The sequence below is a fragment of the Paenibacillus sp. FW104-T2 genome, assembly GCF_058789975.1.
Map to the genome: position 1 here is coordinate 53,492 of NZ_JBYTCE010000014.1, position 24,977 is coordinate 78,468.

Sequence of the window (24,977 nt, forward strand, 5' to 3'; positions counted from 1 at the left end):
AAAGGAATGGCACGGCCATTCCTCAGCATGTTGTACCATTGTACCTTTTTCGATGATTGGTATCAAATGGGTTTTCATTATTCATTCAGAGCCAGTTTGAGGGCCTCCAGATTCTGCTCCATTACACCAATGTAGTCCAGCCTCGCAGCAATCTCCTCTTCAGTTAATCCTTCAATCGGATTCAATACTGCTGTTTTGGCACCCACTTCACTGGCGATGGTCTCGGATACTTTGGAAGATACCAGTGTTTCGAAGAAAATCGTTTTGACCTGATGTTCCTTGGCAAAGTCGATTACAGATGCCATCTGTGCTGCAGATGGCTCTTGCTCGGGAGACAACCCAGCGATAGGTACTTGCTGCAGGCCATACTGCTGTGCAAGATAGCCGAAGGCTGCATGCTGTGTAATGAAATCTTTCCGTTTGCTGTCGGTTACAGCCGCTTTAAATTTCTGGTCAAGTGTCTCCAGCTTGGCGATGTAAGCATCCGCATTTTGCTTGAATTGTTCGGCATGTTCCGGTGCAGCTTGTACCAGGCCGGCTTCGATGTTCCGCACTTCCTGAACAGCCAGAACAGGTGATAACCAAACGTGTGGATCAAGTCCGCCATGATCATGTGAATGCCCTTCTTCTGTGCCGGCATCATGTTCATGGTCATGCTCTTCTGCAGCAGCTACTTCCCCATGCTCTTGATCATGCTCTTCTGTCGTTGCTTCATCTGCATGATCATGGTCGTGTTCATCTGCACTAGAGTCCCCATGATGATGGCCGTCTTCTACGCCTTCAAGCAGATCAATGCCTTGGCTTGCTTCAACTTGTACCAGCTTGTCATTACTCAGACTATCCTTTACTTGATCAATCCATGATTCCATGCCAGCACCATTATAGACGAGTACATCTGCTGTCTCGATGCTTGCAATATCCTGAGGTGTTGGCTCCCAGTCATGAGGCTCCATACCAGCAGGAACGAGTGTATGTACATCAGCCAAATCTCCTGCTACATTTTTGGTGAACTCATACATCGGATAAAAGCTAACCTGTACGTTCAATTTTTTCTCAGTTGCCGCAGGAGTACTTGTTGAAGCTGCATCCGAATCGGATGCGGGTTTGGTTTGTCCGCAACCTGCTACAATAAGTGTGAGACTGAAAAGCAGCCCCATTGCTGATTTTTTACTGAATTTCATGTGGTGTATTCTCCCTTGATTGTATTAATATCCTTGCGCGCTGCTGTTTTACTTCCTTGCGATGCCGTTTACGATTGTATAGTTGAATCAGCTTTTGTGCTGATATTCCAGTCAATAGAAAGGCCAGCAAAATGAGTGCGATCGTCCCGCCTGGCGGTGTATTCAAATGGTAAGATGTCGTTAATCCGCCAAAAATGCCGATTAACCCGGTAATGACGGCAATGACCAATGCAGCAGCGAAGCTGCGAGAGATTCGAAGTGCCAGCGCAGCTGGCAGCACAATCAATGCGGATACAAGCAGTACTCCAACGATCGGCATGGCCGAAGCAACCGTCAGACCTATCATTACGGCGAAGGCAAACGATAAACCTCTGACCTGAACGCCCCCAATAGAGGCTGTCTCTTCGTCAAATGTCAAATTATATAACGGTCTCCGTAGTACAATGAAAAAAACCAACCCAATGACGCATACAGCTGCCATCATCCATAACTGAACATTGCTGACTGCAACGATGGAACCGAACAGATAGGAACTGAAGGTCTTGGACAAATTTGTTTTCAGACTCATAAGCACCACAGCCAGTGCCAGGCCTGAGGTCATGATAATCGCCACTGGCACTTCACTATATGTACGATAGCTTCTCCGCAGTTGTTCGACCAGTAACGCACCAATGACAGCAATTGCAAACCCGCAGATTACCGGGTTGAGATTCATGACTGAACCAAGGGCCACTCCCGCCAGAGAAACATGGGACAGCGTATCGGCCATCAGCACCTGCCTCCGAAGCATCAGGTAGACCCCAAGAATCGGAGCAATAATGCCAATCAGTCCGCCTGCCCAAAAGGCTCGCTGCATGAATTCGTACTCAAACACTGCCATTCCTCACTTTCTTGACGCTCCAGGGTGATCGTCCGGTCCAATCGGTTGGCCATCTCTTCGAGGCCATGAGTCACCATAATAATGGTCAATCCATGGACATCTGCATAGTGTCGCATCAGATCATAGAAACCTTCCCGGCTGCGGCGGTCCATGCCCGTTGTCGGCTCATCCAGAACTAGAACTTGGGGCTGTCCTGCCAGAGCTCTGGCGATGCAGATGCGCTGCTTCTGTCCACCCGACAGTTCGCCTACCCGTGTATTGCGATATTCCCACATGCCGACTTCTCGAAGACTGCGTTCGACTATGGCTTCCTGTTCGGGTGAGAATTTTCGGAATAGACCAAGCTTGCGATAACATCCCGATCGTACCAGTTCAATGACTGTACTGGGAAACCCACTGTTGAATGATGCCACCTGCTGGGGCACATATCCGATCTCCAGTTTGTTGCCATTGTTGTTCTGAATATTCATATGTACCGTGCCGCTCCAGGGCTGTAACAGCCCCAGCAGCAATTTCAGCATGGTTGTCTTCGCCGAACCATTAGGTCCGGTAATGCCTACAAACTCGCCCACATGAATATCCAGCGATAATTGATCAATGACGGGTTCTTTGCCATATCCAAAAACCACGTCGCGCATGGAAGATAGAATCATGGTAGCTCCTCTTTTCGTAAATATTACGATTTGAAAACGACAAAAAAAATTATCTCGTTTCCCGGTGAATCGTCATTTTCTTCAATCGTGGTGAATATTTTTTCATTTCAAGACGCTCCGGGTGGTTACGTTTGTTCTTCGTCGTGGTATAGTTGCGATCCCCGCACTCTGTACATGCTAAAGTTACAATGACTCTCATGGTTGTGACCTCCTTTTGTTTAATCGTAATCATTACTGTTTAATGATACTATCCTATCCTTTTTCTATTGTCAACCCCATGATGGAAAGGGATCTTTCAGTTCACGCCAGTTAAGCTGCATCTCTTCTTCGGTAAGCAAAGTATTGTCCAATGTTCGCTCAATCTCTGCCCTGTCCATATCAATTCCGATAAATACCAATTTCGTTACCCGGTCTCCCCATGTATCATCCCAATCCGGAATGGCTGGTAACGTATTTCCAAAATGCATCTGCCGTTCCTCTTCGCTCATCGCACCCACCCATAAGCCAGCTGGTCCAAGTTGCTTGGAGGTGCCTGCGTGACTGAAGGAAATAGCCATATGGTTCCGTGTTGCCAGCCACATCAACCCCTTGGATCTGACAATACTCTCCGGCCACTTGGCAATCCAGCTCAGCAATCGTTCCGGATGAAACGGACGTTTCCGATGGTATACAAACGAGTGAATGCCATACTCTTCCGTTTCCGGGGTGTGCTCCTCCTTCATCAATTCGCGGATCCAGCCTGCAGACTGACTCGCTTTTTCAAAATCAAACCGTCCCGTGTTCAATATCTCCTTCGGATCAATCTGCCCGTGAGACGTTCGAATCAGCTTGGCTTTGGGTTGCATCGCATGCAGAGCCTTTTCCAGCTTGAGCAATTCCTCCTCAGAGACGAGATCACACTTGTTAAGAATCAGCACATCACAGAATTCTACCTGATCGGTCAATAGATGCACGATTCCCCGGACATCGCCCTCTCCTGCTTCCTGACCCCGATCCATTAATGTCTCTTTTGAATAAAAGTCCCGCCAGAACTGCGCCGCATCCACAACGGTTACCATGGTGTCGAGCCTAGTGAATTTCGTTAAATCAATTCCAAGTTCCTCATCGATATAGGTAAACGTCTGTGCAACGGGAACAGGCTCTCCAATACCCGTCGATTCAATCAGGATATAGTCAAAAGAACCATCCAGAGCGAGACGTTCCACTTCTTTCAGGAGATCTTCCCGAAGCGTGCAGCAGATACAGCCATTGGACATCTCCACAAGCTTCTCGTCAATACGTGATAATCCGCCTCCATCTCGAATTAACCCGGCATCAATGTTTACTTCACTCAGGTCGTTTACGATTACGGCGACTCTCATACCTTCCCGATTATGTAGCACATGATTCAATAAGGTTGTTTTGCCTGCGCCCAGATATCCGCTTAATACGGTTACGGGTACCCGGGGATTCTCTTGTATTTCAGACATGTCTATTCCTCCACTCCAAGGTTCTTTAATAAAAAGGAAGAACCAATATGTTTTTTGGATTGATTGTTAATCGTAAATGTTACGATTAACAATCAACACTATACTTAACTTAACTTTCGCTTGTCAACTTCTCGATTCAATACCAATGAATAAATCGTAAAATTTATGATTAAAAGACCAAACTGCGTATGTTGCTTAAGGTACAAGCATATAGATTACTAAAAGTCCGGTTGTGGAGGTCTGTTGTATGAAGCTTGCAGCCAATATGAAGCTCCTGTCCATCCTGGTTCCCTGCGCCTTTCTTGTTCCCGTGCTCATCACGATGTCCTCTGATCTGAAACAGGCGTGGAACAGCGAAACTTTGCAAAATATAAAAACCGTATTCATCGGTATCTTCCTCGAAGCTGCCCCTTTTCTACTTATCGGTGTACTGCTCTCTTCACTCATGCAATGGTTCGTGTCGGAAGAAATGGTACGCAAGCTTACACCAAAGAACCCTGTTGGTGGAGTATTAGTGGCTGGTTTACTCGGCATCATATTTCCCATCTGTGAATGTGGCATGATACCGGTTGTTCGCCGTTTGATGCATAAAGGCATGCCAGCATACATTGCAGTTACATTTATTCTTAGCGGCCCAGTAGTCAATCCGATCGTGTTTACCGCAACATTACTCGCTTTTCCCTCACATCCCGAAATCACGATTGCCCGCATGGGACTGGCCTTTGCCGTCGCGGCTTCGATTGGCTTGTTGGTATATATATTTGTACGGCAGAATCCTCTGCGCAAAGCTAAGGTTGCCGTGACAGAGGTCAAGACTCACTCCGCATTCAAAATGGCACACCCACCTAAGCACAACGGCCACGACCATAACCATGAGAAAAACTGGCGCAGCTTCTTTATCCATGCCGGGGATGAATTTGTGGATATGAGCAAGTATTTGGTCATTGGTGCATTGATTACAGCCTGCATTCAGACGTTTATTAGTCGAAATGACTTGATTGCGCTGGGGAACGGACCGGTTGCCTCCTATGTGTTTATGATGGGATTTGCTTATGTATTGTCTCTTTGTTCGACTTCCGATGCATTTGTAGCCTCTGCATTCTCGCATACCTTCGCTCTTGGTCCACTCATATCATTTCTTGTTCTTGGTCCTATGCTCGATTTCAAAAGTACACTGATGCTGCTGTCCACTTTCCGCACAAGGTTTGTCATTGGGTTAAGCATAGCCATTATTGTTCTCGTCTTCACTGGATCTTGGCTGATTAACCTTCTGGTGTAGCGTATATGCTCATTTCATTGAAGATTGAAAAGAGGTGATTATATGATTCAGCCTGCATCCGTTCACGCCTATCGTCATACTCCAAGGAGGCACTCCATCCAGTGGCATTCATTAATCCGTGCGGTATGGATTGGTGGTCTTGCCGTATACATCATCCATTTGAAGGAGATTGATTCTTTACATTATTATCTAGCACCTACGATGCAGCGTTTGCTGTTATGCTGTCCCATACCACTCCTGTTCATCGCGGTCATTATGGCTTGGCATGGACTGTTCGGTCATGGCCAGGTCCATTGCGATTGTGAACATCCACCTCCGTCTGGAGTGCTTCGAAGCTTGGTGACGTACGGCTTAATCCTGTTTCCACTGCTGCTCGGCTTTTTGCTGCCGGATCAGGCACTTGGCAGTTCCATGGCCAGTCAGAAAGGCATGTCGCTGTCTTACGCTCCTCCCGAAATCCGGCGTAAAGAACCTGCACCTGAGGAAGCTGCCAGTCTGCATATTCAAGATTTTGCCCAGAACCAATCATCTGCTGCATCTGGGTCAGCGAGTAAAGTCCAATTCATACCTCCTGATGAATACAGCCGTGAATTTGCTGAGCTAGCGGAAAAATTGATTGCAGAACCAGTCATCAAGGTTTATCCTGAGATTTTTTCAGAAACGCTTGGCACCATTGACATGTTTCAACGACAATTTGCTGGGAAGCCGATCTCCCTTACGGGCTTTGTCTATCGGGATGAAAGTATGGATCATGAATCACACTTTGCACTTGGGCGGTTCCTCGTCATGTGCTGTCCAGCAGATGCAGCGCCATTTGGTGTAATGATCCACATTCCCGAAGCCGACAGTTTCCCTACCGACAGCTGGGTACAGATTGATGGCAGTATCGGTTCTGCTCAGGTGAATGGCAAAGATACCATTGAGATTCGAGCAGCGAAAATTACTGCTGTTTCCGAGCCATCCACGCCTTACATTTATACCAATGCAGATTCCGTAATGGCTTATGATAAACTCCAAGGGAAATGAAAGGTCTGGTTTAAACCTAAGTTAAGGCCCGGACCGAGTCTCAGATTCATTGAACGAGAAAAAACCCGAAGCCATGAATCCACGGCTTCGGGTTTTGCAATTCAAGTCCAAGATATATTGTACTTGGGGGCTCTGATTGATTATTCTGTAACAATATCATGAACGAGCACAGGGGCATCGGCGTGATCAGCGATGGTAATGTTCTCTTTGATCTTCGCGATCACGTCTGCCACATCCTCACGATTGGCATGGATCGTTACCAGCGATTCACCAGCTTTGACCTTGTCGCCAACTTTTTTGTTCAGCATCAAGCCTACAGCAAGATCAATCTCTGATTCTTTGGTAGCACGACCTGCACCAAGCAGCATCGCAGCAGTTCCGATCTCATCTGCAACGATTCCAGCGACGTAACCGTCCTGATCAGCTTCAACTTCGATCAGATATTTCGCCTGTGGCAAACGATCCGGATGGTCGACGACAGACGCATCGCCACCTTGGTTGGCCAGGAAATGCTTGAATTTCTCGAGTGCCTTTCCGTTCTGGATCACTTCTTTCAATTTCTCTTCCGCTTGCTCCAAGGAGTCTGCTTTGCCAGCAAGGAATACCATTTGACGGCCAAGTGCAAGACACAGTTCTTCCAGATCTTTCGGCCCTTTACCCTGCAGCGTCAGAATCGCTTCTTTCACTTCAAGCGCGTTACCGATCGCGAGGCCCAGTGGTTGAGACATGTCGGAGATGACAGCCATCGTTTTGCGCCCTACATTGTTACCGATGCTGACCATGGCATGTGCCAGTTCTTTTGCATCTTCCGTCGTTTTCATGAATGCACCCGCACCCGTTTTTACATCCAGTACGATGGCATCAGCACCTGCAGCAATTTTCTTGCTCATGATGGAGCTGGCGATGAGCGGAATGGAGTTAACTGTTGCAGTTACGTCACGAAGTGCATAGAGCTTTTTGTCAGCTGGGGTAAGGTTACCACTCTGACCGATAACCGCTACCTTATGTTCATTTACGAGCCTAATAAATTCTTCCTTTTCCAGCTCAACGTGGAAACCGGCAACGGACTCCAGTTTGTCTGTCGTTCCGCCGGTGTGACCCAGGCCGCGTCCGGACATTTTTGCTACAGGAACATCCAGAGCAGCAACGAGCGGTGCCAGTACCAATGTCGTTGTATCACCGACGCCTCCGGTGGAGTGCTTGTCTACTTTGATGCCTTCAATGGCGGATAGATCGATTGTTTCCCCTGAATTAACCATCGACATCGTTAGATCCGCACGTTCCTTGTCCGTCATATCCTTGAAGAAAACGGCCATCGCCCAAGCGCTGACTTGATAATCCGGAATTTCTCCTTGGGTATAACCTTGAACAACAAAATCAATTTCAGCTGTTGTCAGTTCTTTTCCGTCACGTTTTTTGGCAATAATATCTACCATTCTCATGATGATCTCTCCTTTGTTGTGGTGAGTGTTTACACGGTCACTCCGATGGCAGAACAACCTTCCGACCGCTGTTATCCCCGGATTTCTTGATTCCCTCCTTCAAAGGGGGAAATCCGGTGATAAAGGCGTACGCTTCGCTTCTTCAGGTTTATTCTGCCCTCTCCGTTATCGTGTAAATTTGTATGTTATTGTGGTGGTAAAAAACTCGGAGACAAAAGCGAACGCTTCGCTTCTTCAGAATTGATTCCGGTGCCTCCACTACGTGCTTCACCAAAAGTTTTAATTCAAATCAATGGATATTAGCGTAATTTACAGCGTGATTGCTGTTTCCAGTGCAACGACCATCATGTCATTGAATGTTTTTTGACGCTCCTCGGCAGAAGTTTCTTCACCTGTTAGCAAGTGGTCGCTTACTGTCAGAATGGTCAATGCATTGACGCCAAATTTCGCTGCGATCGTGTACAGTGCTGTCGTTTCCATTTCCACGCCCAATACGCCGTGCTGCATCAATTTTTCAGTAACAGAGCGGTCATCACGGTAGAAGGAATCGGAACTGAATACGTTACCTACATGGATTTTCATGCCTTTTGCTGTCGCGCGGTCATACGCTTCTTTCAGCAAGGAGAACGTTGCGATTGGGGAGAAATCATATCCGCCAAACACAAGCTTGTTCATGCTGGAGTCCGTACAGGACGCTTGAGCTAAAACGACGTCACGAACACGCACGTGCTCCTGCATACCTCCACATGTTCCCACGCGAATGAGGTTTTTGACGCCATATTCGCTAATCAACTCATTGGCATAGATGGCGAACGATGGAATTCCCATGCCTGAACCCTGCACCGAAATGCGTTTTCCTTGATATGTACCGGTAAAGCCCAGCATTCCGCGAACTTCGTTATAACAAACGACATCTTCCAAATACGTATCCGCAATATATTTAGCGCGCAATGGATCTCCTGGCAAAAGGATCGTTTCTGCGATATCTCCGGGTTTGGCTCCAATATGTGTACTCATGGTTAAATCTCCTCCAGTTTATCCATTAATATAGTGATACCAGGTCCCGGGCAGCCTAAGCTGCTCCGGTGAACCTGTCCAATTTTTTTTAAAATCAGCTACTGTACCTGATTTCGGTAAACAACGGTAACCTATTTCAAATCTTTCAGGAAGCTTGTACCATACTCCGGCAATTGAACACCGAAGTTATCGGCTACCGTAGCACCAAGATCTGCAAATGTACTGCGCAGTTCAAGCTGTTTACCTTCAGTGAAGCGTGGGGAATACACAAGCAGTGGCACATACTCACGTGTATGATCAGTACCACGATACGTTGGGTCGTTACCATGATCAGCTGTAATGATCAGCAGGTCATCGTTGGTCATTTTCCCAAAAATCTCTGGCAGACGCGCATCGTAATCCTCAAGTGCTTGAGCATACCCTTGTGGATCACGGCGATGACCGAACAATGCGTCGAAGTCCACCAGATTCAGGAAGCTAAGCCCGGTGAATTCTTCATCCATCGTCTCGGACAATTTGTCCATGCCATCCATGTTGGACACTGTACGGACAGACTTGGTCACCCCTTCACCATCATAGATGTCTGCGATTTTACCAAGGGCAATGACATCGAATCCCCCGTCCTTGAGCTCATTCATCACCGTACGGCCGAATGGTTTAAGCGCATAGTCGTGACGGTTCGCTGTACGTTTGAAGTTACCTACTTCCCCAACGAACGGACGAGCAATGATACGGCCCAGCATATATGGATCATCAAGCGTAATCTCCCGGCAGAATTCACAAATTTCATAGAGCTCTTTCAACGGTACGACATCTTCATGTGCTGCAATCTGCAGAACGGAATCCGCGGATGTATAGATGATGAGCGCTCCGGTTTTCACATGCTCTTCACCAAGCTCATCAATGATTTCCGTACCACTGGCCGGTTTGTTTCCGATGACTTTACGGCCTGTCTTCTCTTCGATGCGCTGAATCAGCTCATCCGGGAAGCCATTCTCGAATACACGGAACGGTGTATCAATATAGAGTCCCATGATCTCCCAATGGCCTGTCATCGTGTCTTTGCCTCGGGACGCTTCCTGCATTTTGGTATAATACGCTTTGGGTGCATCCGCTACAGGAATGCCCTCAATTTCTTTAATGTTGGACAGTCCAAGACTTGCCATATTCGGCATGTTCAGACCTCCGCGTTCACGTGCAATGTGACCAAACGTATCCACATCAAAGTCATCGAATTCTGCCGCATCCGGCGCTTCACCGATACCTACAGAATCCATAACGATCAGATGTACTCTTTTAAATGTTGACATAACTTACGCACTCCTTCCAATTATCCGGCTTACAAGAACAGTCCGGCGATGATCGCAGACAGCACGCTGACAAGCGATGCACCGTAAAGCAGCTTCAGACCGAAGCGGGCCACCACATTGCCCTGTTTCTCATGAAGTCCCTTGACCGCACCGGCAATGATACCGATGGAGGAGAAGTTGGCGAACGATACGAGGAAGACCGACACGATGCCTGTCGTACGGGCAGACAGTGCGGTTTGTTTGGTCAGATCCAGCATCGCGACGAATTCGTTCGACACCATTTTGGTTGCCATAATACTTCCCGCCTGAATCGCTTCTTTCCAGGGAACGCCCATAATAAACGCAAAGGGTGCAAACACATAACCAAGTAGTTCCTGGAACGAGATGCCGAGAACAGCACTAAATATGCCGTTAATGAGCGCAATCAGGGCAACGAAACCGATGAGCATTGCTGCAACAACGATCGCCACTTTGAAACCGTCCAGAATGTACTCACCCAGCATCTCGAAGAACGATTGTTTTTCCTCTTCCTGCACTTCCAATATATCTTCTTCCTCGGTTACCTTATACGGATTCACGATGGAAGCGATGATAAAACCGCCAAACAGGTTCAGCACAAGCGCTGTAACCACATATTTCGGATCAATCATGGACATATAGGCACCGACAATGGACATCGATACCGTGGACATGGCTGATGCACATAGTGTGTACAGCCGATGCTTCGGCAGCAAACCGATTTGTTTTTTTACGGAGATGAACACTTCAGATTGTCCCAGAATGGCGGAAGCAACCGCGTTATATGATTCCAGTTTGCCCATTCCGTTGATTTTGCTTAATACCAGACCAATATATTTTATAACAAAAGGTAAGATTCGGATATACTGCAATATACCAATCAGGGCAGAGATGACGACAATCGGCATCAACACCGTCAGGAAAAACGGGCCACTCCCGCCTTCTGCTCCCACGTTTACTAAACCGCCGAAGACAAAGGTAATTCCTTCGTTTGCATAGTCCAAAAGGTTTTTAAATATCGTGGAAAATCCACCAATCAGCCATGTTCCCACATCGGTGTTCAGCAAAGCATAAGCAAGTATAATTTGTAAAACAATCATGACGACCAGCGGCCGGTAGCGAATTTGCTTCTTGCCGTTACTTGCAATGTAAGCCAGCCCAAAAACAACAAGTAAACCAAGTATGGCAATCAGAAATTTCATTTGATCTCTCCTTTGAAGGTAGTAAGCCAGATGTTGAATTCAGCTCAAAGGGCATACAGTAAAATTAAGCTTTCAGAAAGTTTATGAAGCGCTTACAAACAATTCACTTTATAGAGGTTGAGAACCTGTTCCCCATGATCGGTGTACATACCGGTACATGGAGAACAGATCAACGACCTGGTTATTAGTAAGAGGACGTAGATTGTCCGCCTTGCATGATTTTCACGCCGGAGCTTGCACCAATACGAGTTGCTCCTGCTTCAATCATTTTTTGCATGTCTTCCAGGCTGCGTACCCCGCCCGATGCTTTTACACCCATATCTGGTCCAACTGTGCGACGCATCAGGGCGATGTCTTCTGGCGTTGCCCCACCTGTAGAGAAACCTGTGGATGTTTTGACAAAATCGGCGCCTGCTCTAACTGCTGCTTGGCATGCACGTACTTTGTCTTCGTCTGTAAGCAGACACGTTTCGATGATGACTTTTACCAATGCTTTACCCGCAGCTGCTTCAACAACTGCACGAATATCCTGCTCCACATAGTCATCTTTTCCATCTTTTAGAGCACTGATGTTGATAACCATGTCTACTTCTGTAGCACCTTTAGCGATTGCATCTGTCGTTTCGAACGCTTTGGTCTCGGAAGTGGAAGCTCCCAGAGGGAATCCGATTACTGTACAGATATCCACGCCACTGCCTTGAAGCTGCTCTGCAGCATAAGAAACCCATCCCGGATTCACGCATACGGAAGCAAATTGGTACTGTTTCGCTTCTTCCGTCAATTGGTTGATTTCGCTTTGCGTTGCATCCGCACGAAGCAAGGTATGATCGATCATTTTGGCTAATTGAGCTGTAGTCAATTGAATCTCTCCCTTATCTGAACTGTTTATTTATAGCCTTACACTAACATGAACATATGTAAAAATCAATATGAACCTTTGTTCACCCTCGTTCACCCACTATTATGAGCGAAACAATGCTTATAGCTTCTGCCCTAAAAAAGCAAAACATCCACCATTCTTCCGTGGCAGATGTTGTCATCCTCAGATTTAGAATCGAAGCAGAGCCTGCGCCGTGTACTGGTCTGTTACCAGTATGTTAGCATAGTGCCCTTTGAGCGCAGCGTGGATAGCTTCAATTTTGCGTTGACCACCGGCAACAAGGATCGATTTCTCTTTGTTCCGTAATTCGGCCAAATCAATCCCTACGGTTCTGCTGTTGATCTCTTCACTGATCAATTGACCCTCAGCATCAAAGAAACGTGAACAGATATCACCCGCACCCGAATTCATCAGCAATTGCTGTTCCTCTTCGTTGAAATAACCCAGCTTGAACAGGAGGGCGTCCTCCTTTACCGTACCCACAGTGAAGATGGCGATGTTGGCCTGCCTGCCGAGCTCTACGATGCGTCCGATGTGCCGGTCAGCTTCCACCATTTTCTTGACTTCAATATTGTCAAAAATAACAGGCAGGGGCAAGTACCGAGGAACGGTATGGAACGCTTCCGCGAACAAATGCACGATCTCCGCTGCATACGTGTTGACGTGGGAATGACTTACGCCTCCCTTTAACTGAACGACTTCAACACCTTTAACCTGTTTGGCCCGAAGCTGTTTGGCGACCGCGTACATCGTTGTTCCCCATGTCACGCCAATAATATCTGCATCCTGTACGGTGTCCTGCAGATAGTCTGCAGCTCTTTTGCTGATATGCCTCTGTATCTCTACATCACTCTTCAATGGTGCAAAACAGACGAGTGCGGTATCCAGATTATATTTGGCTTTAAGTTCTCCGGCAATGATATCAATGTCCTCCAGCGGGTCCATAATTTCAATACGGACATAACCTCGGTCCTTGGCATACTGGAGCAACCTGGATACGGTTGGACGAGACACCCCCAGCCTGACGGCGATATCCTGCTGGCTGTAATCCGACTGATAATACAATTTGGCTGCTTCAATGCTTAATCGTTGTTTCTCCAGATCCATTCCCATTTGCAATCATCTCACTCATCCATGGTATCGTTTGCAATTCTTGTTCCATACTGATTCATATTTTAATTCACTGCTAGTCCAGTTTATTATACATCATGAAGTACCAGGTCACTATTCCTTCTGAGCTAATGACATATGCGAAGATTTGTGAAATCCAAGCATAAAAAGAACTCTAGGGTGAATACTACAGCGGTCACTTTATCGTTTGAGGAATTATGAATTCACCAAAATACATGACTGAGAGGAAGTATTCTATGACAACCCTACTGTATATTACTGCCCATCCACATGATCATGAGACCTCCTTCAGTATGGCCACTGGTCAAGCTTTTATAGATGCATACCGGGAAAGCAATCCATCGGATGAGGTTGTCCATCTCGATCTGTATCGCTCCAACATCCCGCATATTGATGCCGATGTGTTCAGTGGTTGGGGTAAACTCCAATCCGGCAGTGAACTCACTGCGGAAGAGCAATCCAAGGTAAGCCGTCTGAATGAGCTATCGGATCAGTTTGCATCAGCTGACAAGTATGTTTTTGTAACTCCGATGTGGAACTTCTCATTTCCTCCAATCATGAAGGCATACATTGACTCCATATGTGTGGCTGGCAAAACGTTCCGCTATACAGAGCAAGGTCCGATCGGACTTTTGACGAATAAAAAGGCAATGCATATTCAGGCCCGTGGTGGCATTTATTCCGAAGGTCCTGCAGCTCAAACGGAATCCGGGCATCGATATCTAAGCATCATCATGTCATTCCTGGGCGTACCCAAGCTGGATGGGATCTTTATTGAAGGTCACAACCAATTCAGAGAACGGGCGGATCAGATAAAACAGGATGCAATTGAACAGGCTCGAACTGCAGCGAAGCAGTTTTAATCATGAATTAAAAAAAGTAAAGCCCGCTATGCTCCCCAATAAGAATAAGGGTCACATAGCGGGCTTTTATATAATAGAGAATGATATCTGATTATTGTTGACCGGCACTGGCACGGCTTATGGTTTCAAGTTTGCGGGTAATGGCATTACGGTCTACTTTTAACCCCCAGAGCATTTCAACGATTTGCTCTTTCTCTTCAGCGGAATCCGCATGTTTGAGCTGCATTAAGAGATCATGCATCTGTTCATTAATCCCTTCAAACTGGGTCCAGAGATCCTGGCGTACTTCTTGAGAATCCAAGTGACGATTAGCGTCCACTTCTTCTTTAAGTGCTTGCAAAATGGAGTCCTTCCACTCATCGTCACCTAACTGTGCCGCTATGTTCAGGAGATCCAGATAATCGTCAACAAGAAGTGAGTTCAATTCAGCATGTGTTTTCATCGTTTATTGCATCCCCTTTTCGTCTATTTACCAAGTATTATACTCGGTTTTTCAGGTTTTGCAATAGGTGTCGGAATAAGGTTCAGCTTTTTGCTGTTGATGTCGAATTATGACGATATAGTTCGAATACACTCTATATGGAACTCTTGGTATTACGACTTGAGCTGTTGCAACAACTGGATACGATACGCTTCACTCTCCAGAGATTGGATCTCCTTATATTGTTCAGCCGTAAGAACCCTTGGTTCTCCAGCTGCCTTGGCAATCATGTACACTTTCGCACTTTCCTCCACCACTTGAGTTCGATAATAGGCTTCTCGCAAATTTTTTCCTGTCGTGACCAGTCCATGATTGACAAGAATAAGGGCCGAATGGGAGTCCACCTTAGCAGCGACTGCATCGGCCAGCAGTTTGGTCGTGGGTAGAACGTAAGGAATGAAACCGACGTCCCCTACAAGTGCAGACTGGTCTGGAAAAAGGTGAGGCAGTTCATCGTACACGAGGCTCAGAGCGATCGTAAATGCAGGATGTGTATGAACAATCGCTTGAATATCGGGATTCATGCGATAGCTGTACAAATGCATTAATACTTCTGAGGAAGGACGAGTTGATCCCGCACGGGTCTCACCTGTCCCGATATCAACCGCAATCCATTCCTCCGGTTCAATATCCTCAAGTGCATAACCACTCGGAGAGAGCAGCATCGTCCCTTCCGAACGGGCACTCAGATTGCCTCCAGGCCCAACCACCAGACCCTGCGCTACCGATCTGCGGGCATATTTGGTCAGTTCTTCTCTTACCAGCTGTTCAGTCATGTGTTTCTCCACTCCCTCAACTTCTTTTTATTTCAATCCCTTCGTTAACCGCCCATTCAGTTTTTGATAGATTTCATAGGCTTCCTGCCATAGCGGGCTATTCTCTGGCTCATAGGTTTCCAGAGTGAAGGAAGCTGCGGCAATCTCCCGGACCTCAGACAAACTGCTTACCTCGCCATGGGCCAGGAATTGCACCATGCAATTCCCGGCGGCAGTTGCCTCCACTGGCCCTGCTACAACAGGAATACCGGTGGAATTCGCTGTAAACTGACACAGTAAACGATTCTGAACACCTCCGCCTACCATGTGAATAACGCTCGGCCGGCTCCCCGTGACAAGTTCAAGTTCATCCAGAGTCTGCCTGAATTCCAGAGCCAGGCTTTCCAAAATGCAGCGTACAATCGCTCCAATTGATTCTGGAGCAACTTGATTGGTGGCACTGCACTGCTGGCGTATTCGTTCAGGCATATCACCAGGCGTTAGATATATCGCATCCCCCGGCAGGATAAAGCTTTGTAGCGCTGGAGCCGATGCTGCGAGGTCAACCAGTTCCTGATGACTGAAAATATAATTTTTTCGTTCCCACTGCCTTTTGCACTCCTGCAGAAGCCATAGACCTGACCGATTCTTCAAAATTCTTGTCTTGCCACTGACCGTCCCTTCATTGGTGAATCCAAGTCCTCGGCTGCGTTCATCGAGTACTGGGGAGTCGCGTTCCATGCCCATTAATGACCATGTTCCACAGCTGATAAAGGCAAAATTCGGATCTGACGCAGGAATGGCTGCAAGTGCTGAAGCTGTATCATGAGAGCCCACCGATATGACTTGCATGGGTTCGATTCTTAACTCTGCGCACAGATCATCTGTTAATCGTCCCAGCACAGTTCCTGGCCGAACAATGGGTGGGAAAAGTGTTTCAGGCAAACCGAGGCGGCCAAACAAGGATTCATTCCAGCGGTCCTCTCCGGCATGCAAAAGTCCGCTTGTGCTGGCAATGGTATATTCACAGGCCTGCTGTCCCGAGAGATAAAAGTGAAACAGATCCGGCATGAATAACATCCGTATATCCGGACGTAATTCAGCATTTTCCCGTAAGCTTCCAACCAATTGAAACACCGTATTAATCTGCTGAGGCAGGACGCCGGACATGGTATACAGATCTTCTTCATTAACGATACGCAGCGTCTCTTTCATCCAATCGGCATTACGTGATTCCCGGTAATGACGTGGGTTCCCGCACAATCTTCCTGCTCCATCCACCAAGCCATAATCAACACCCCATGTGTCCACGGCAATGGAACGCACCGGGTGAGTTAATCCCTGAGTGCCCTTTACAATGCCATGTTTCAGTTCATGGAACAGTCTTAAGAAATCCCAGTACAATCCGTCCGCAAGCTGAACGGGATCATTACTGAATCGATGTACTTCCTGTAACGCAAGCATCTCACCGTCAAAACTTCCCCTGACCACCCGGCCGCTTCCGGCACCATAGTCAGCAGCAAGCACGTGGTTTTGCGTATTTCCCATCTCTCTTGCCTCCTCCTTTGGAAGAACGCCACACTCTGATTAGGCAGAATATGGCGTCTGACAGGATAGCCTAACGGTATAAAGGTCCAAACACGCTGCAAGCACGATAATCTGCACTTTCAGGTTCACTTGTTCCAAATAACCCCCATGCCCGTGGACGGAATATTTCGGACTCCGGAACATTATGCATACTCACCGGAATCCGCAAAATTGAAGCCAGGGTTAGGATGTCTGCCCCGATGTGCCCGTATGAGATTGAGCCGTGGTTGGCGCCCCACTGGTTCATGACTTCATAAACGGAGGTAAATGCGCCTGTTCCTGTTAAAATCGGAGCAAACCATGTTGATGGCCAAGTCGGATCCGTCCGCTGGTCCAGCGTATTATGCACTTCATCAGGCAGATCCACGGTGTAACCCTGCGCGAGCTGCAGTACAGGACCAAGCCCCTTAACCAGATTGAGACGTGTCATCGTGACGGGCATACCGCCTTTGGTCAGGAAGTCAGCGGAGTAACCACCGCCTCTGAAATATTCGACTGACGCAGGTCTCCACGATGTCGACTGCAGGCAGTTCTGAACTTCTTCATCTGTAATTTCCCAGAAAGGCTTCAGAGCAGGATTACCGTCTCTGGATTGCTGCCCAGTACCATCGAGTGCCGCGGAGCCCGAATTGATCAAGTGGAGAATTCCGTCTTTCGCTTTCCCCTCCAATTGATGTCCTGTTACCCGTGCTACCGAGTCCGGACTCCAATACGTCCGCACATCTGCAAAAATCTGGGCGGTATGAGTGAGCAGTGAGCCGAACAGCATGGACACACCATTCAGGCTGTCATTTTCTGTGGCGACCAGATAAGGGGAGCGTTTGCCATTCCAGTCAAAGGATGAATTCAGGATCGACTCCAGGAAGTCCCCATTAGGCGAATGATCCGTCCACTGCCGCTGCCCCTGGAAGCCGGATACAATCGCGTGATGACCCATCGATTCTTCTGTAAAACCGAGTTCTGCCAATCTCGGATTGCCGGCCATCAGATCACGTACGATCTGAGTCATTTTCACGACAGTTTCCCATTCATACTCTTTCCGCTTGCGGTCTGTTTGCAGATGGGTCGGGTTGTTATCCGGTCCTTCAATGCAATTTTCTTTCACCCAAGCCAGTGCCAACTTATACTCTTCCGGATCATAGATTTCTTCCTCAATCCGCCGGGTCAGCTCGCTCATGTCCACATATTCGTTCCTCATGCCGAGATATTCCTGGAAAAAGGAATCGTTCACAATGGATCCGGCAATCCCCATAGATACCGAGCCAATGGACAGGTACGCCCGCCCTTTCATCGTAGCAGCTGCAAGCCCCGCCCGGCTGAAGCGAAGCAATTTCTCCCGGACGTCATCTGGAATGGTCGTATCCCCCCCATCCTGAACATCCTCGCCATAGATCCCGAAGGCCGGAATCCCCTTCTGAGCATGTGCAGAGAGTACGGCTGCCAGATAGACTGCTCCAGGCCGTTCCGTACCGTTAAACCCCCAGATGGCGGTAGGTATGGATGGAGACATATCCATCGTTTCCGTACCATAACACCAGCATGGAGTAACCGTAATGGTAACTCCAACATTCGAACGATTGAACAGCTCTGCCGCCGCAGCTGCTTCGGCTACACCGCCAATACAGGATTCGGCAACGACGCATTCAACCGGAGAGCCGTCCGGATAACGAAGTTCTGCCGTAAGCAGCTCAGCTACCGATGTTGCCATCCGCATCGTTTGTTCCTCCAAGGATTCACGTACTCCCTTGCGTCTGCCGTCAATGGTGGGACGAATACCAATCTTGGGAAAAGCCTGTTTATAACGGTAATCCTGATGTGTCATACTAAAACGTCCTCCTTCAAGTGGTTTCTGGATAGGTACGAATTGATTTCACGTTGTCTTTCAGGATGCAGTTAGAGCGGTCAGAACTTGACGATGTAATCCCGATACCAGATACCCATTTGTGCCTGTCCTGGACAAGAGAGAAACTTATTAAATGAATGCGTTTACAAATTTAAATTGAACAAAAGTTCACTTTATGTATGGATCTCCATGATGCAGTCCTCTTTCTCTGCAGGAACAGATGTATAGAGCAAAAAAAGAATGCGTACTGTGAATGGTTTGCGGAAAAATAATGGTTCGTTTTGTATTTTGGGTTATCGGTAACCCTAACATAGCACGCACCCATATTGCTGTCAATCGGCATTATCCTATAGAATGGTAAGACTATGTTATGAGAGGTTAGATTCTATTGATTACTATTTATGATATTGCCAAGAAAGCCAATGTTTCTGCCATGACGGTCTCCAAAGTGATTAATCAAACAGGTCGCATCAGCACGGCCACCAGGGAACGCGTACAGCAGGTTATTGATGAACTCGGGTATATCCCCAATTCGAATGCACGCAGCCTTGTACTTCAGCGAACACAGATGTTATCTCTGCTGATTACCGATATCACCAATCCATTTTATACGACACTCGCACGCGGTGCGGAGGATGCAGCTAACGCTCGTGGATATCGTCTGTTGTTCGGGAATAGTGATGAAGATTACAACAAGGAGAAAAACTACATGGAGACGATCCTCTCCACGCGTGTAGACGGAGTCCTGTTTGCCCCTGCGGGCGACCGTTCCCTTGATCATCTGCAGCAGTTACATGAGAGAAACATCCCGTTTGTGATCTTGGATCGCACAGTACCAGGGATCACATCGGATGTCATCGCAGGGGACAGCCGGCAAGGTGCACTTCTATTGATCCGATATCTGACGGAACTGGGTCACCGCCGCATTGCGCTCGTTAACGGCTCTTCCGAGGTTTCTACGGCCAGATTACGTGAAGAGGGATATGCTGAGGGGTTACGTGAAGCAGGAGTTAAGGTTGATCCGAAGCTTGTCCTTCGGACAGGTTATCGTGATTTCAGTGATGAGGCTGGAATGGAACAGTTACTTACACAGCCAGATAAGCCAACGGCTATTTTTGCGGCCAATAATATGCTCGCGATAGGGGTCATTCGTCTGCTGCGTAAAAGAGGACTGCGTGTACCGGATGACATCTCGGTCGTCTGTTTTGATGATCTGGATCTGGCTTCCGCTTTTGATCCTTTCCTCACGGTAGCAGCACAGCCTGCCTATGATTTTGGAGCCAAAGGCATGCATATGCTAATCGACAGAATTGAAGGCACTGCACCAACGGATCCGCAAACGGTCATTCTTCCATCCGAACTACGTATCCGTGCTTCAGCTTCCGTACCATTAGGACAATCGAAACCATTGGAATCATGATAGAATCCGTATGACTGGACTTAAATTAATATAAAAAATACAGGACGCCAAGGAGTTACTCACTCCCGTGCGTCCTGTTTTACCATTCATGCTTATATACCATAAATTTAACCTTCGGACTGCAGCGCCAGTGCCACTTCACGTACGAGACCCGGAAACCAGTCCATCAGTGCTTCAAAGGTATATCCGGCCTGCTCTGCCTTGGTTGTGTCCATCGTCCACGATTCCGAGATACCGAAGGGGGACATATCCTCCTGAACGGTTTCGCGTAATACTTGGGACTGCATGCCTGTCACAGTCTCAATCAGGTCCATCATGGCAGATAGCGAAATGGATCCTTTCGAAGCGGCGTTTACAGGTCCGGTAATCGACGAATGCCCCAACCAGGCAAGAAATCTGGCTGCTTCCGTGGAATTGATAAAACCAATTTCAGCGTCCGGATTCGGCATGCCAATTGGCTTTCCTTTTTGCACATGTTCAATATGAAAATGCAGTCTTCTCGTATAATCGTCTATTCCAAGAACAATTGGAATTCTCATCGCCACGACAGGGAAACTCGCTTCCTGAAAAAACACAGCCTCCGCCAGCCGCTTGCCCTCTCCATACGAAAAGTCCTCATGATTCCCGTATTTCAATGGATACGTGTATGGGTCAAAATCCTCTTCCTTAAATCCCGGTTGGGGATCGCCATACACGGAGAGTGTTGATGTAAGCACATATCTTTGGGTACGTCCCGCAAAAGCCTCACACGCCGACTTCGCCGCATCCGGTGAGTAACAGATGTTATCATACACCACATCCCACTGGTCAATCTGTGCCACTTCAGCTAGAGATTGCGGATCCTCCCGATCCATCTTGATCCGGTTCACCTCTGGCCCGAAGTCCACGTTCGTTTTGCCGCGCGTCGCAACGGTAATTTGCGATTTTCCTTCCCACAGCAAATGATCGACCAGACGTTTACCGAAAAAGCGTGTCCCGCCAAGAATGAGTACCTTTTTCATCCGATAGACCTCCTACCCTCTTCTGGTGTTTCGTATATTATAACGAGGTTTGCAGTATTACACCAAATATACCCCGTAACGCAACAGTTAACCTGTGTTTCAAGGACGGAAAGACCTCTTATCACTTGACTCAGGATTCGGATTTTGTAATTTTGAGCATCGTATGCGCTCCTTGCTGAAATTCATACGTCGTGCTGACTTCTGTAACACTGAATCCAAGGTTCTTCAGAAAGGATATGATCTTGTCCATATGTTCATAGCGTTTCCCGGACAAGTCGACTGTAGGAAAAATTCGCAGCTCTTGTCTTGTTACGCGCAGCAATTCAAGAATGGTTCGCTCATGGAAGGTGAAGTCCAATCGATCTGCATACGTAAACAGAAAATGCGCAGATAACGTCATATCAAATTGGTCGTCATTGAAAGGCAGCACGGGAAGCTCTGCATAGACATACTGCATGGGAAAGCTCCTCATATCTGCCGTACAATCCCGAAGTGCACTCATTCTTGCTTGCTTCAGGCCATCTATCGAACCAAAATAGTCCCATCTGTATCTGTCACGCACCTGTTCCAATTGCTCGATGGTGTGTTCAACGTCCTGCTGCCCTTTCAGTTCCAATTGGTCGATTTCGTGTTCGTATGCAATATCTGCTGCCATGGAATCTACACCTTGCCTACGGGCATGGCTACTGAATGAACAAGCCCCGCCCGGACAGTCCAGAATGGATCTGCCATGGAGATCTTCTGCTATAAGGTTGAACATTGACATATATTCCTCATACGTTCGTCCAATAAAAATAATCTTCTCCAGTTCAAGACCTAAACTCTTGTTCTCTTGCTGTTCTTCTCTACTCATCTCGTCTCAGCTCACTTTCCTGTTGCTCAATTAATCGTTCGGGAAAACCAGGCCAATCTGCTTGCGGATCTGATCCATTACCTGCATGGTTTGATAGGAACGTTCATAGCTGTTCAGCTCGGATTCCTGTTTCCCCTGCTGAACGAGGTTAACGAATTCCTCCACCTCGTAATACATGGCTGGATAGGTCTGCTCAGCTGTCAACGGTTCAACCGTACCGTCATTGTATCGTATTTCCGCGTGTTCAGGAGAACCGATTTTATCAATGATCATGCTGCCGCGCTCTCCCATAATTTCACTTGGCACATGAGAGTTGGAGATCTTGGAGTAAGTCACCACGGCTTCCATCCCCTCATAGCCTAGAAGTACACTGCCCTGTCCGTCAACGCCTGAATCCAGCATGATGGCTTGTGCTTGAACCTGATTTGGTGCTCCAAACAAAGTGATCAGCGGGTACAGACAGTACACCCCAAGATCCATTAAAGCGCCGTTTGCAAGTTCAGGCTTGAATGCATTAAGCACAACCCCTTCTTTGTACTTGTCGTAACGGGAAGAATACTGACAGTACCCCGCGATATATTTGCGTACAGGTCCAATTTTGTGCAGATGAGCCTGGACCATTTTGAACGTGGGAGCCAGCGTTGACTTCATCGCTTCCATTAGCAAAACGTTATTATCGCGAGCTGTGTTAATCACATGAGAAACCTCTGCAGCATTGGCTGCAAGTGGCTTCTCGCATAATACATGCTTGCCGTTTCTCAGGAACAGCGCCGTCTGATCAGCATGATATGTATTGGGTGTAGCAATGTAGACCGCATCAATCGTGTCACTCGCTGCCATCTCCTCCAGGTCAGTGAATCGATGCTTGGCGTTATATTGATCTGCAAAGGCATTCGCCTTGTCCTCTGTCCGTGAGTAGACAGCTGTCAATTCAAATCCCTTCACATGTGCTGCAGCTTCAAGAAGCCGTTCTGTAATCCAGTTAGTACCTACAACTCCGAAACGAACCATTATTACCTACCTCTTTCGTAAATGAATTTCACATGTACATCATCCTGCTCATTGTAGCATATTTCATTCCCTTGAACGGAAAGGATCGTCGTCTGCTTGCCATTGAAATCTTGCTTTTTCATGCGAGAATTGGTTGAACATCTTTCGTACAAGGGTATAATGTGTCGTGAGGTGATCCCTATGAAGCTTCGGGATAAACAAGAGCTCCCTTCTTTTTCATTAGATGAAACGCAATGGACAGCCATTATCAGCAATGATGCCTCCTATGACGGAGAATTTTATTACGGTGTCAGGACGACAGGTATTTTTTGCCGGCCTTCATGCAAATCCAAAGATCCGAAATACGAAAACGTACTGGGTTTCCATCACCCTGAAGATGCACTGGCACAAGGATTCAGACCATGCAAACGCTGCAAACCTACAGGACAGCGTGTTCCTGATCAGGAATGGGTTTCCGTTGTAACGAATTACATTAACCATCATTATTCAGAATCGCTTACGCTGGATATTCTTGCTCAGATTAGCCATGGTAGCCCGTATCATCTGCATCGTGTGTTCAAGCGAATTACGGGCATAACTCCAGTGCAATATATTCAGGACACTCGGATGACCGAAGCGAAAAAATTGCTTGCGAGCACTACACACTCGGTTTCAGATATTGGTCGCCAAGTAGGCATAACTAATCCGGCCTATTTCAGTGCCGTGTTTCGCAAACTTACAGGGCAGACACCAGCTCATTACCGGGAACAGGAGCAGCAGCAATGAATAAGACCCAATATTTATATAAAACATCAAAGACCCTGTTGAACAAAGGGACCGGTTTCCTTAACGGATATACTCACACGCTAAATCCCTATACAGGTTGTTCTTTTGGATGCTCTTACTGTTACGTCAGGCAAATGCCCGTTTCTTTGTTCCGCAAGCAGGATTGGGGAAGCTGGGTTGATGTGAAGCAGGAAGCTGCCAGCGTACTTGCCAAAGAGTTGAAACGTGCTCGTTCCAAAGGGAAAGTCACAATCTTTATGTCCTCCAGTACCGATCCATACCAGCCTGTCGAATATAAGGAGCAAATTACACGTTCACTGCTCGAAGTGATGATACAGCATCCTCCGGATTTCATTCTGGTTCAAACCCGCAGTCCTCTCGTCACACGGGATATGGACCTTCTGCAGCAATTGGGTGACCGGGTGCGTGTCAGCATGACGATTGAGACGGATCGGGATGATATTCGCAAGCATTTTAGTCCGGCTGCACCACCCATTCCCGGTAGATTACATGCATTGGAAAAACTAAGGGATGCAGGTATAGCTACCCAGGTTGCGATTGCCCCTGTGCTTCCGAGCAGCGATAACTTCCCTACCCTCCTTCGGCCTCTGGTTCAACGTGTATGTATCGATGATTACTTCATGGGCGATGGCAGTCAAGGGAAACGCACGCGCAGATTGGGCATGGAGTCGTACTATCAGGAGTTAGGCGTGGAGGACTGGTATCAACCTGAGGCCTATCAGATCGTGGAGGAACGGATGAGAGAGCATTTTGCGGAACATGAAATCTGGATCAGTCAGGCAGGATTTGAGCCTTAAATGTGGTTTATACGATCAATTTATAAGATCAAAACAAACGAAGAGCCCTGCTTCCTTAAGCGGAAGACAGGGCTGCTTGTATTTGTATTAGC

Annotated in this window: 24 protein-coding genes; 6 read left to right on the plus strand and 18 right to left on the minus strand. The window is 47.4% G+C overall.

Annotated features, from left to right (window positions below; translation table 11 throughout):
- Positions 1–77: 77 nt before the first annotated feature.
- From AC3WQ3_RS18120 to AC3WQ3_RS18140, 5 genes are all read right to left on the minus strand, one after another.
- Complete coding sequence (locus tag AC3WQ3_RS18120) at positions 78–1,181, minus strand: metal ABC transporter substrate-binding protein (protein ID WP_492473028.1); 1,104 nt, start codon at positions 1,179–1,181, stop codon at positions 78–80.
- Positions 1,168–2,061 carry a metal ABC transporter permease gene (locus AC3WQ3_RS18125; protein WP_154894299.1) on the minus strand — a complete coding sequence of 298 codons (894 nt, stop codon included), beginning with the start codon at positions 2,059–2,061 and terminating at the stop codon, positions 1,168–1,170. Before AC3WQ3_RS18125 ends, AC3WQ3_RS18120 begins: the two co-directional genes overlap by 14 nt.
- Entirely contained in the window at positions 2,007–2,714 is a 708-nt protein-coding gene (locus AC3WQ3_RS18130) for a metal ABC transporter ATP-binding protein (RefSeq protein WP_127540102.1), read from the minus strand. Before AC3WQ3_RS18130 ends, AC3WQ3_RS18125 begins: the two co-directional genes overlap by 55 nt.
- 49 nt (positions 2,715–2,763) lie before the next feature.
- Complete coding sequence (gene rpmG / locus AC3WQ3_RS18135; RefSeq protein ID WP_036613813.1) at positions 2,764–2,913, minus strand: 50S ribosomal protein L33; 150 nt, start codon at positions 2,911–2,913, stop codon at positions 2,764–2,766.
- A 70-nt stretch (positions 2,914–2,983) separates the two neighbouring features.
- Positions 2,984–4,183: a GTP-binding protein gene (locus AC3WQ3_RS18140; RefSeq protein WP_492473030.1), complete on the minus strand. Its 1,200-nt coding sequence runs from the start codon at positions 4,181–4,183 to the stop codon at positions 2,984–2,986.
- Between the two features lie 247 nt (positions 4,184–4,430).
- Between AC3WQ3_RS18140 and AC3WQ3_RS18145 the strand changes: the two genes are divergently transcribed.
- The gene (locus tag AC3WQ3_RS18145; RefSeq protein WP_492473031.1) at positions 4,431–5,462 is read left to right on the plus strand and encodes a permease; all 1,032 of its coding nucleotides are present in this window, start codon (positions 4,431–4,433) and stop codon (positions 5,460–5,462) included.
- Between the two features lie 42 nt (positions 5,463–5,504).
- Positions 5,505–6,488: a TIGR03943 family putative permease subunit gene (locus AC3WQ3_RS18150; protein ID WP_492473032.1), complete on the plus strand. Its 984-nt coding sequence runs from the start codon at positions 5,505–5,507 to the stop codon at positions 6,486–6,488.
- 140 nt (positions 6,489–6,628) lie between these two features.
- On the opposite strand, the gene AC3WQ3_RS18155 is transcribed toward AC3WQ3_RS18150, so the two are convergent.
- The 6 genes from AC3WQ3_RS18155 to deoR form a co-directional block, all read right to left on the minus strand.
- Positions 6,629–7,930 (minus strand): pyrimidine-nucleoside phosphorylase, encoded by a 1,302-nt coding sequence (locus tag AC3WQ3_RS18155; RefSeq protein WP_492473033.1) that lies wholly within the window; start codon positions 7,928–7,930, stop codon positions 6,629–6,631.
- Between the two features lie 309 nt (positions 7,931–8,239).
- Positions 8,240–8,947, minus strand: coding sequence for a purine-nucleoside phosphorylase (deoD, locus tag AC3WQ3_RS18160; RefSeq protein ID WP_153978548.1), 708 nt, complete (start codon positions 8,945–8,947; stop codon positions 8,240–8,242).
- Between the two features lie 131 nt (positions 8,948–9,078).
- Positions 9,079–10,257, minus strand: coding sequence for a phosphopentomutase (gene deoB / locus AC3WQ3_RS18165; protein ID WP_336780168.1), 1,179 nt, complete (start codon positions 10,255–10,257; stop codon positions 9,079–9,081).
- Positions 10,258–10,286: 29 nt separating this feature from the next.
- Complete coding sequence (locus tag AC3WQ3_RS18170) at positions 10,287–11,477, minus strand: NupC/NupG family nucleoside CNT transporter (protein WP_336780166.1); 1,191 nt, start codon at positions 11,475–11,477, stop codon at positions 10,287–10,289.
- Between the two features lie 184 nt (positions 11,478–11,661).
- Positions 11,662–12,312, minus strand: a complete 651-nt coding sequence (deoC, locus tag AC3WQ3_RS18175; protein WP_492473103.1) for a deoxyribose-phosphate aldolase — start codon at positions 12,310–12,312, stop codon at positions 11,662–11,664.
- Between the two features lie 213 nt (positions 12,313–12,525).
- Positions 12,526–13,464 carry a DNA-binding transcriptional repressor DeoR gene (deoR, locus tag AC3WQ3_RS18180; RefSeq protein WP_127540230.1) on the minus strand — a complete coding sequence of 313 codons (939 nt, stop codon included), beginning with the start codon at positions 13,462–13,464 and terminating at the stop codon, positions 12,526–12,528.
- Positions 13,465–13,724: 260 nt separating this feature from the next.
- Here deoR and AC3WQ3_RS18185 point away from each other — a divergent pair, with 260 nt between their 5' ends.
- Positions 13,725–14,351 (plus strand): FMN-dependent NADH-azoreductase, encoded by a 627-nt coding sequence (locus AC3WQ3_RS18185; RefSeq protein ID WP_492473034.1) that lies wholly within the window; start codon positions 13,725–13,727, stop codon positions 14,349–14,351.
- Positions 14,352–14,442: 91 nt separating this feature from the next.
- On the opposite strand, the gene AC3WQ3_RS18190 is transcribed toward AC3WQ3_RS18185, so the two are convergent.
- From AC3WQ3_RS18190 to AC3WQ3_RS18205, 4 genes are all read right to left on the minus strand, one after another.
- Positions 14,443–14,793 carry a hypothetical protein gene (locus tag AC3WQ3_RS18190; RefSeq protein ID WP_492473035.1) on the minus strand — a complete coding sequence of 117 codons (351 nt, stop codon included), beginning with the start codon at positions 14,791–14,793 and terminating at the stop codon, positions 14,443–14,445.
- 152 nt (positions 14,794–14,945) lie between these two features.
- Positions 14,946–15,608: a class II aldolase/adducin family protein gene (locus AC3WQ3_RS18195; protein ID WP_336780162.1), complete on the minus strand. Its 663-nt coding sequence runs from the start codon at positions 15,606–15,608 to the stop codon at positions 14,946–14,948.
- A gap of 27 nt (positions 15,609–15,635) precedes the next feature.
- Complete coding sequence (locus AC3WQ3_RS18200; protein WP_492473036.1) at positions 15,636–17,135, minus strand: rhamnulokinase; 1,500 nt, start codon at positions 17,133–17,135, stop codon at positions 15,636–15,638.
- A gap of 70 nt (positions 17,136–17,205) precedes the next feature.
- A complete protein-coding gene (locus tag AC3WQ3_RS18205) occupies positions 17,206–18,996 on the minus strand; it encodes an L-fucose isomerase (RefSeq protein WP_492473037.1) in 1,791 nt (596 codons plus the stop codon).
- A gap of 409 nt (positions 18,997–19,405) precedes the next feature.
- Between AC3WQ3_RS18205 and AC3WQ3_RS18210 the strand changes: the two genes are divergently transcribed.
- Positions 19,406–20,437, plus strand: coding sequence for a LacI family DNA-binding transcriptional regulator (locus AC3WQ3_RS18210; protein WP_492473038.1), 1,032 nt, complete (start codon positions 19,406–19,408; stop codon positions 20,435–20,437).
- A gap of 107 nt (positions 20,438–20,544) precedes the next feature.
- Here AC3WQ3_RS18210 and AC3WQ3_RS18215 read toward each other — a convergent pair whose 3' ends face one another.
- The 3 genes from AC3WQ3_RS18215 to AC3WQ3_RS18225 all read right to left on the minus strand — a co-directional run bounded on the left by AC3WQ3_RS18215 (position 20,545) and on the right by AC3WQ3_RS18225 (position 23,302).
- The gene (locus AC3WQ3_RS18215) at positions 20,545–21,438 is read right to left on the minus strand and encodes an NAD-dependent epimerase/dehydratase family protein (protein WP_286457400.1); all 894 of its coding nucleotides are present in this window, start codon (positions 21,436–21,438) and stop codon (positions 20,545–20,547) included.
- 130 nt (positions 21,439–21,568) lie between these two features.
- Positions 21,569–22,291 carry an SAM-dependent methyltransferase gene (locus AC3WQ3_RS18220; RefSeq protein WP_492473039.1) on the minus strand — a complete coding sequence of 241 codons (723 nt, stop codon included), beginning with the start codon at positions 22,289–22,291 and terminating at the stop codon, positions 21,569–21,571.
- Positions 22,292–22,321: 30 nt separating this feature from the next.
- Entirely contained in the window at positions 22,322–23,302 is a 981-nt protein-coding gene (locus AC3WQ3_RS18225) for a Gfo/Idh/MocA family protein (protein WP_492473041.1), read from the minus strand.
- A gap of 180 nt (positions 23,303–23,482) precedes the next feature.
- On the opposite strand from AC3WQ3_RS18225, the gene AC3WQ3_RS18230 reads away from it, so the two are divergent.
- Together AC3WQ3_RS18230 and AC3WQ3_RS18235 are read left to right on the plus strand one after the other, a co-directional pair.
- Positions 23,483–24,067 (plus strand): bifunctional transcriptional activator/DNA repair enzyme AdaA, encoded by a 585-nt coding sequence (locus tag AC3WQ3_RS18230; RefSeq protein ID WP_492473042.1) that lies wholly within the window; start codon positions 23,483–23,485, stop codon positions 24,065–24,067.
- Positions 24,064–24,885 carry an SPL family radical SAM protein gene (locus AC3WQ3_RS18235; protein WP_492473043.1) on the plus strand — a complete coding sequence of 274 codons (822 nt, stop codon included), beginning with the start codon at positions 24,064–24,066 and terminating at the stop codon, positions 24,883–24,885. The genes AC3WQ3_RS18230 and AC3WQ3_RS18235 overlap by 4 nt, the downstream gene beginning before the upstream one ends.
- Positions 24,886–24,977: the final 92 nt, after the last annotated feature.

Excerpts from the sequence above, each read along its gene's own strand:
- AC3WQ3_RS18215 (WP_286457400.1), bottom strand. The coding sequence starts at position 21,438 with ATGAAAAAGGTACTCATTCTTGGCGGGACACGCTTTTTCGGTAAACGT.
- AC3WQ3_RS18225 (WP_492473041.1), bottom strand. The coding sequence starts at position 23,302 with ATGGTTCGTTTCGGAGTTGTAGGTACTAACTGGATTACAGAACGGCTT.
- AC3WQ3_RS18230 (WP_492473042.1), top strand. The coding sequence starts at position 23,483 with ATGAAGCTTCGGGATAAACAAGAGCTCCCTTCTTTTTCATTAGATGAA.
- AC3WQ3_RS18130 (WP_127540102.1), bottom strand. The coding sequence starts at position 2,714 with ATGATTCTATCTTCCATGCGCGACGTGGTTTTTGGATATGGCAAAGAA.
- AC3WQ3_RS18120 (WP_492473028.1), bottom strand. The coding sequence starts at position 1,181 with ATGAAATTCAGTAAAAAATCAGCAATGGGGCTGCTTTTCAGTCTCACA.
- AC3WQ3_RS18145 (WP_492473031.1), top strand. The coding sequence starts at position 4,431 with ATGAAGCTTGCAGCCAATATGAAGCTCCTGTCCATCCTGGTTCCCTGC.
- rpmG (WP_036613813.1), bottom strand. The coding sequence starts at position 2,913 with ATGAGAGTCATTGTAACTTTAGCATGTACAGAGTGCGGGGATCGCAAC.
- deoC (WP_492473103.1), bottom strand. The coding sequence starts at position 12,312 with ATGATCGATCATACCTTGCTTCGTGCGGATGCAACGCAAAGCGAAATC.
- AC3WQ3_RS18200 (WP_492473036.1), bottom strand. The coding sequence starts at position 17,135 with ATGGGAAATACGCAAAACCACGTGCTTGCTGCTGACTATGGTGCCGGA.
- deoB (WP_336780168.1), bottom strand. The coding sequence starts at position 10,257 with ATGTCAACATTTAAAAGAGTACATCTGATCGTTATGGATTCTGTAGGT.
- AC3WQ3_RS18170 (WP_336780166.1), bottom strand. The coding sequence starts at position 11,477 with ATGAAATTTCTGATTGCCATACTTGGTTTACTTGTTGTTTTTGGGCTG.
- AC3WQ3_RS18190 (WP_492473035.1), bottom strand. The coding sequence starts at position 14,793 with ATGAAAACACATGCTGAATTGAACTCACTTCTTGTTGACGATTATCTG.
- deoD (WP_153978548.1), bottom strand. The coding sequence starts at position 8,947 with ATGAGTACACATATTGGAGCCAAACCCGGAGATATCGCAGAAACGATC.
- AC3WQ3_RS18150 (WP_492473032.1), top strand. The coding sequence starts at position 5,505 with ATGATTCAGCCTGCATCCGTTCACGCCTATCGTCATACTCCAAGGAGG.
- AC3WQ3_RS18125 (WP_154894299.1), bottom strand. The coding sequence starts at position 2,061 with ATGGCAGTGTTTGAGTACGAATTCATGCAGCGAGCCTTTTGGGCAGGC.
- AC3WQ3_RS18205 (WP_492473037.1), bottom strand. The coding sequence starts at position 18,996 with ATGACACATCAGGATTACCGTTATAAACAGGCTTTTCCCAAGATTGGT.
- AC3WQ3_RS18185 (WP_492473034.1), top strand. The coding sequence starts at position 13,725 with ATGACAACCCTACTGTATATTACTGCCCATCCACATGATCATGAGACC.
- AC3WQ3_RS18195 (WP_336780162.1), bottom strand. The coding sequence starts at position 15,608 with ATGACTGAACAGCTGGTAAGAGAAGAACTGACCAAATATGCCCGCAGA.
- AC3WQ3_RS18140 (WP_492473030.1), bottom strand. The coding sequence starts at position 4,183 with ATGTCTGAAATACAAGAGAATCCCCGGGTACCCGTAACCGTATTAAGC.
- deoR (WP_127540230.1), bottom strand. The coding sequence starts at position 13,464 with ATGGATCTGGAGAAACAACGATTAAGCATTGAAGCAGCCAAATTGTAT.
- AC3WQ3_RS18235 (WP_492473043.1), top strand. The coding sequence starts at position 24,064 with ATGAATAAGACCCAATATTTATATAAAACATCAAAGACCCTGTTGAAC.
- AC3WQ3_RS18155 (WP_492473033.1), bottom strand. The coding sequence starts at position 7,930 with ATGAGAATGGTAGATATTATTGCCAAAAAACGTGACGGAAAAGAACTG.
- AC3WQ3_RS18220 (WP_492473039.1), bottom strand. The coding sequence starts at position 22,291 with ATGAGTAGAGAAGAACAGCAAGAGAACAAGAGTTTAGGTCTTGAACTG.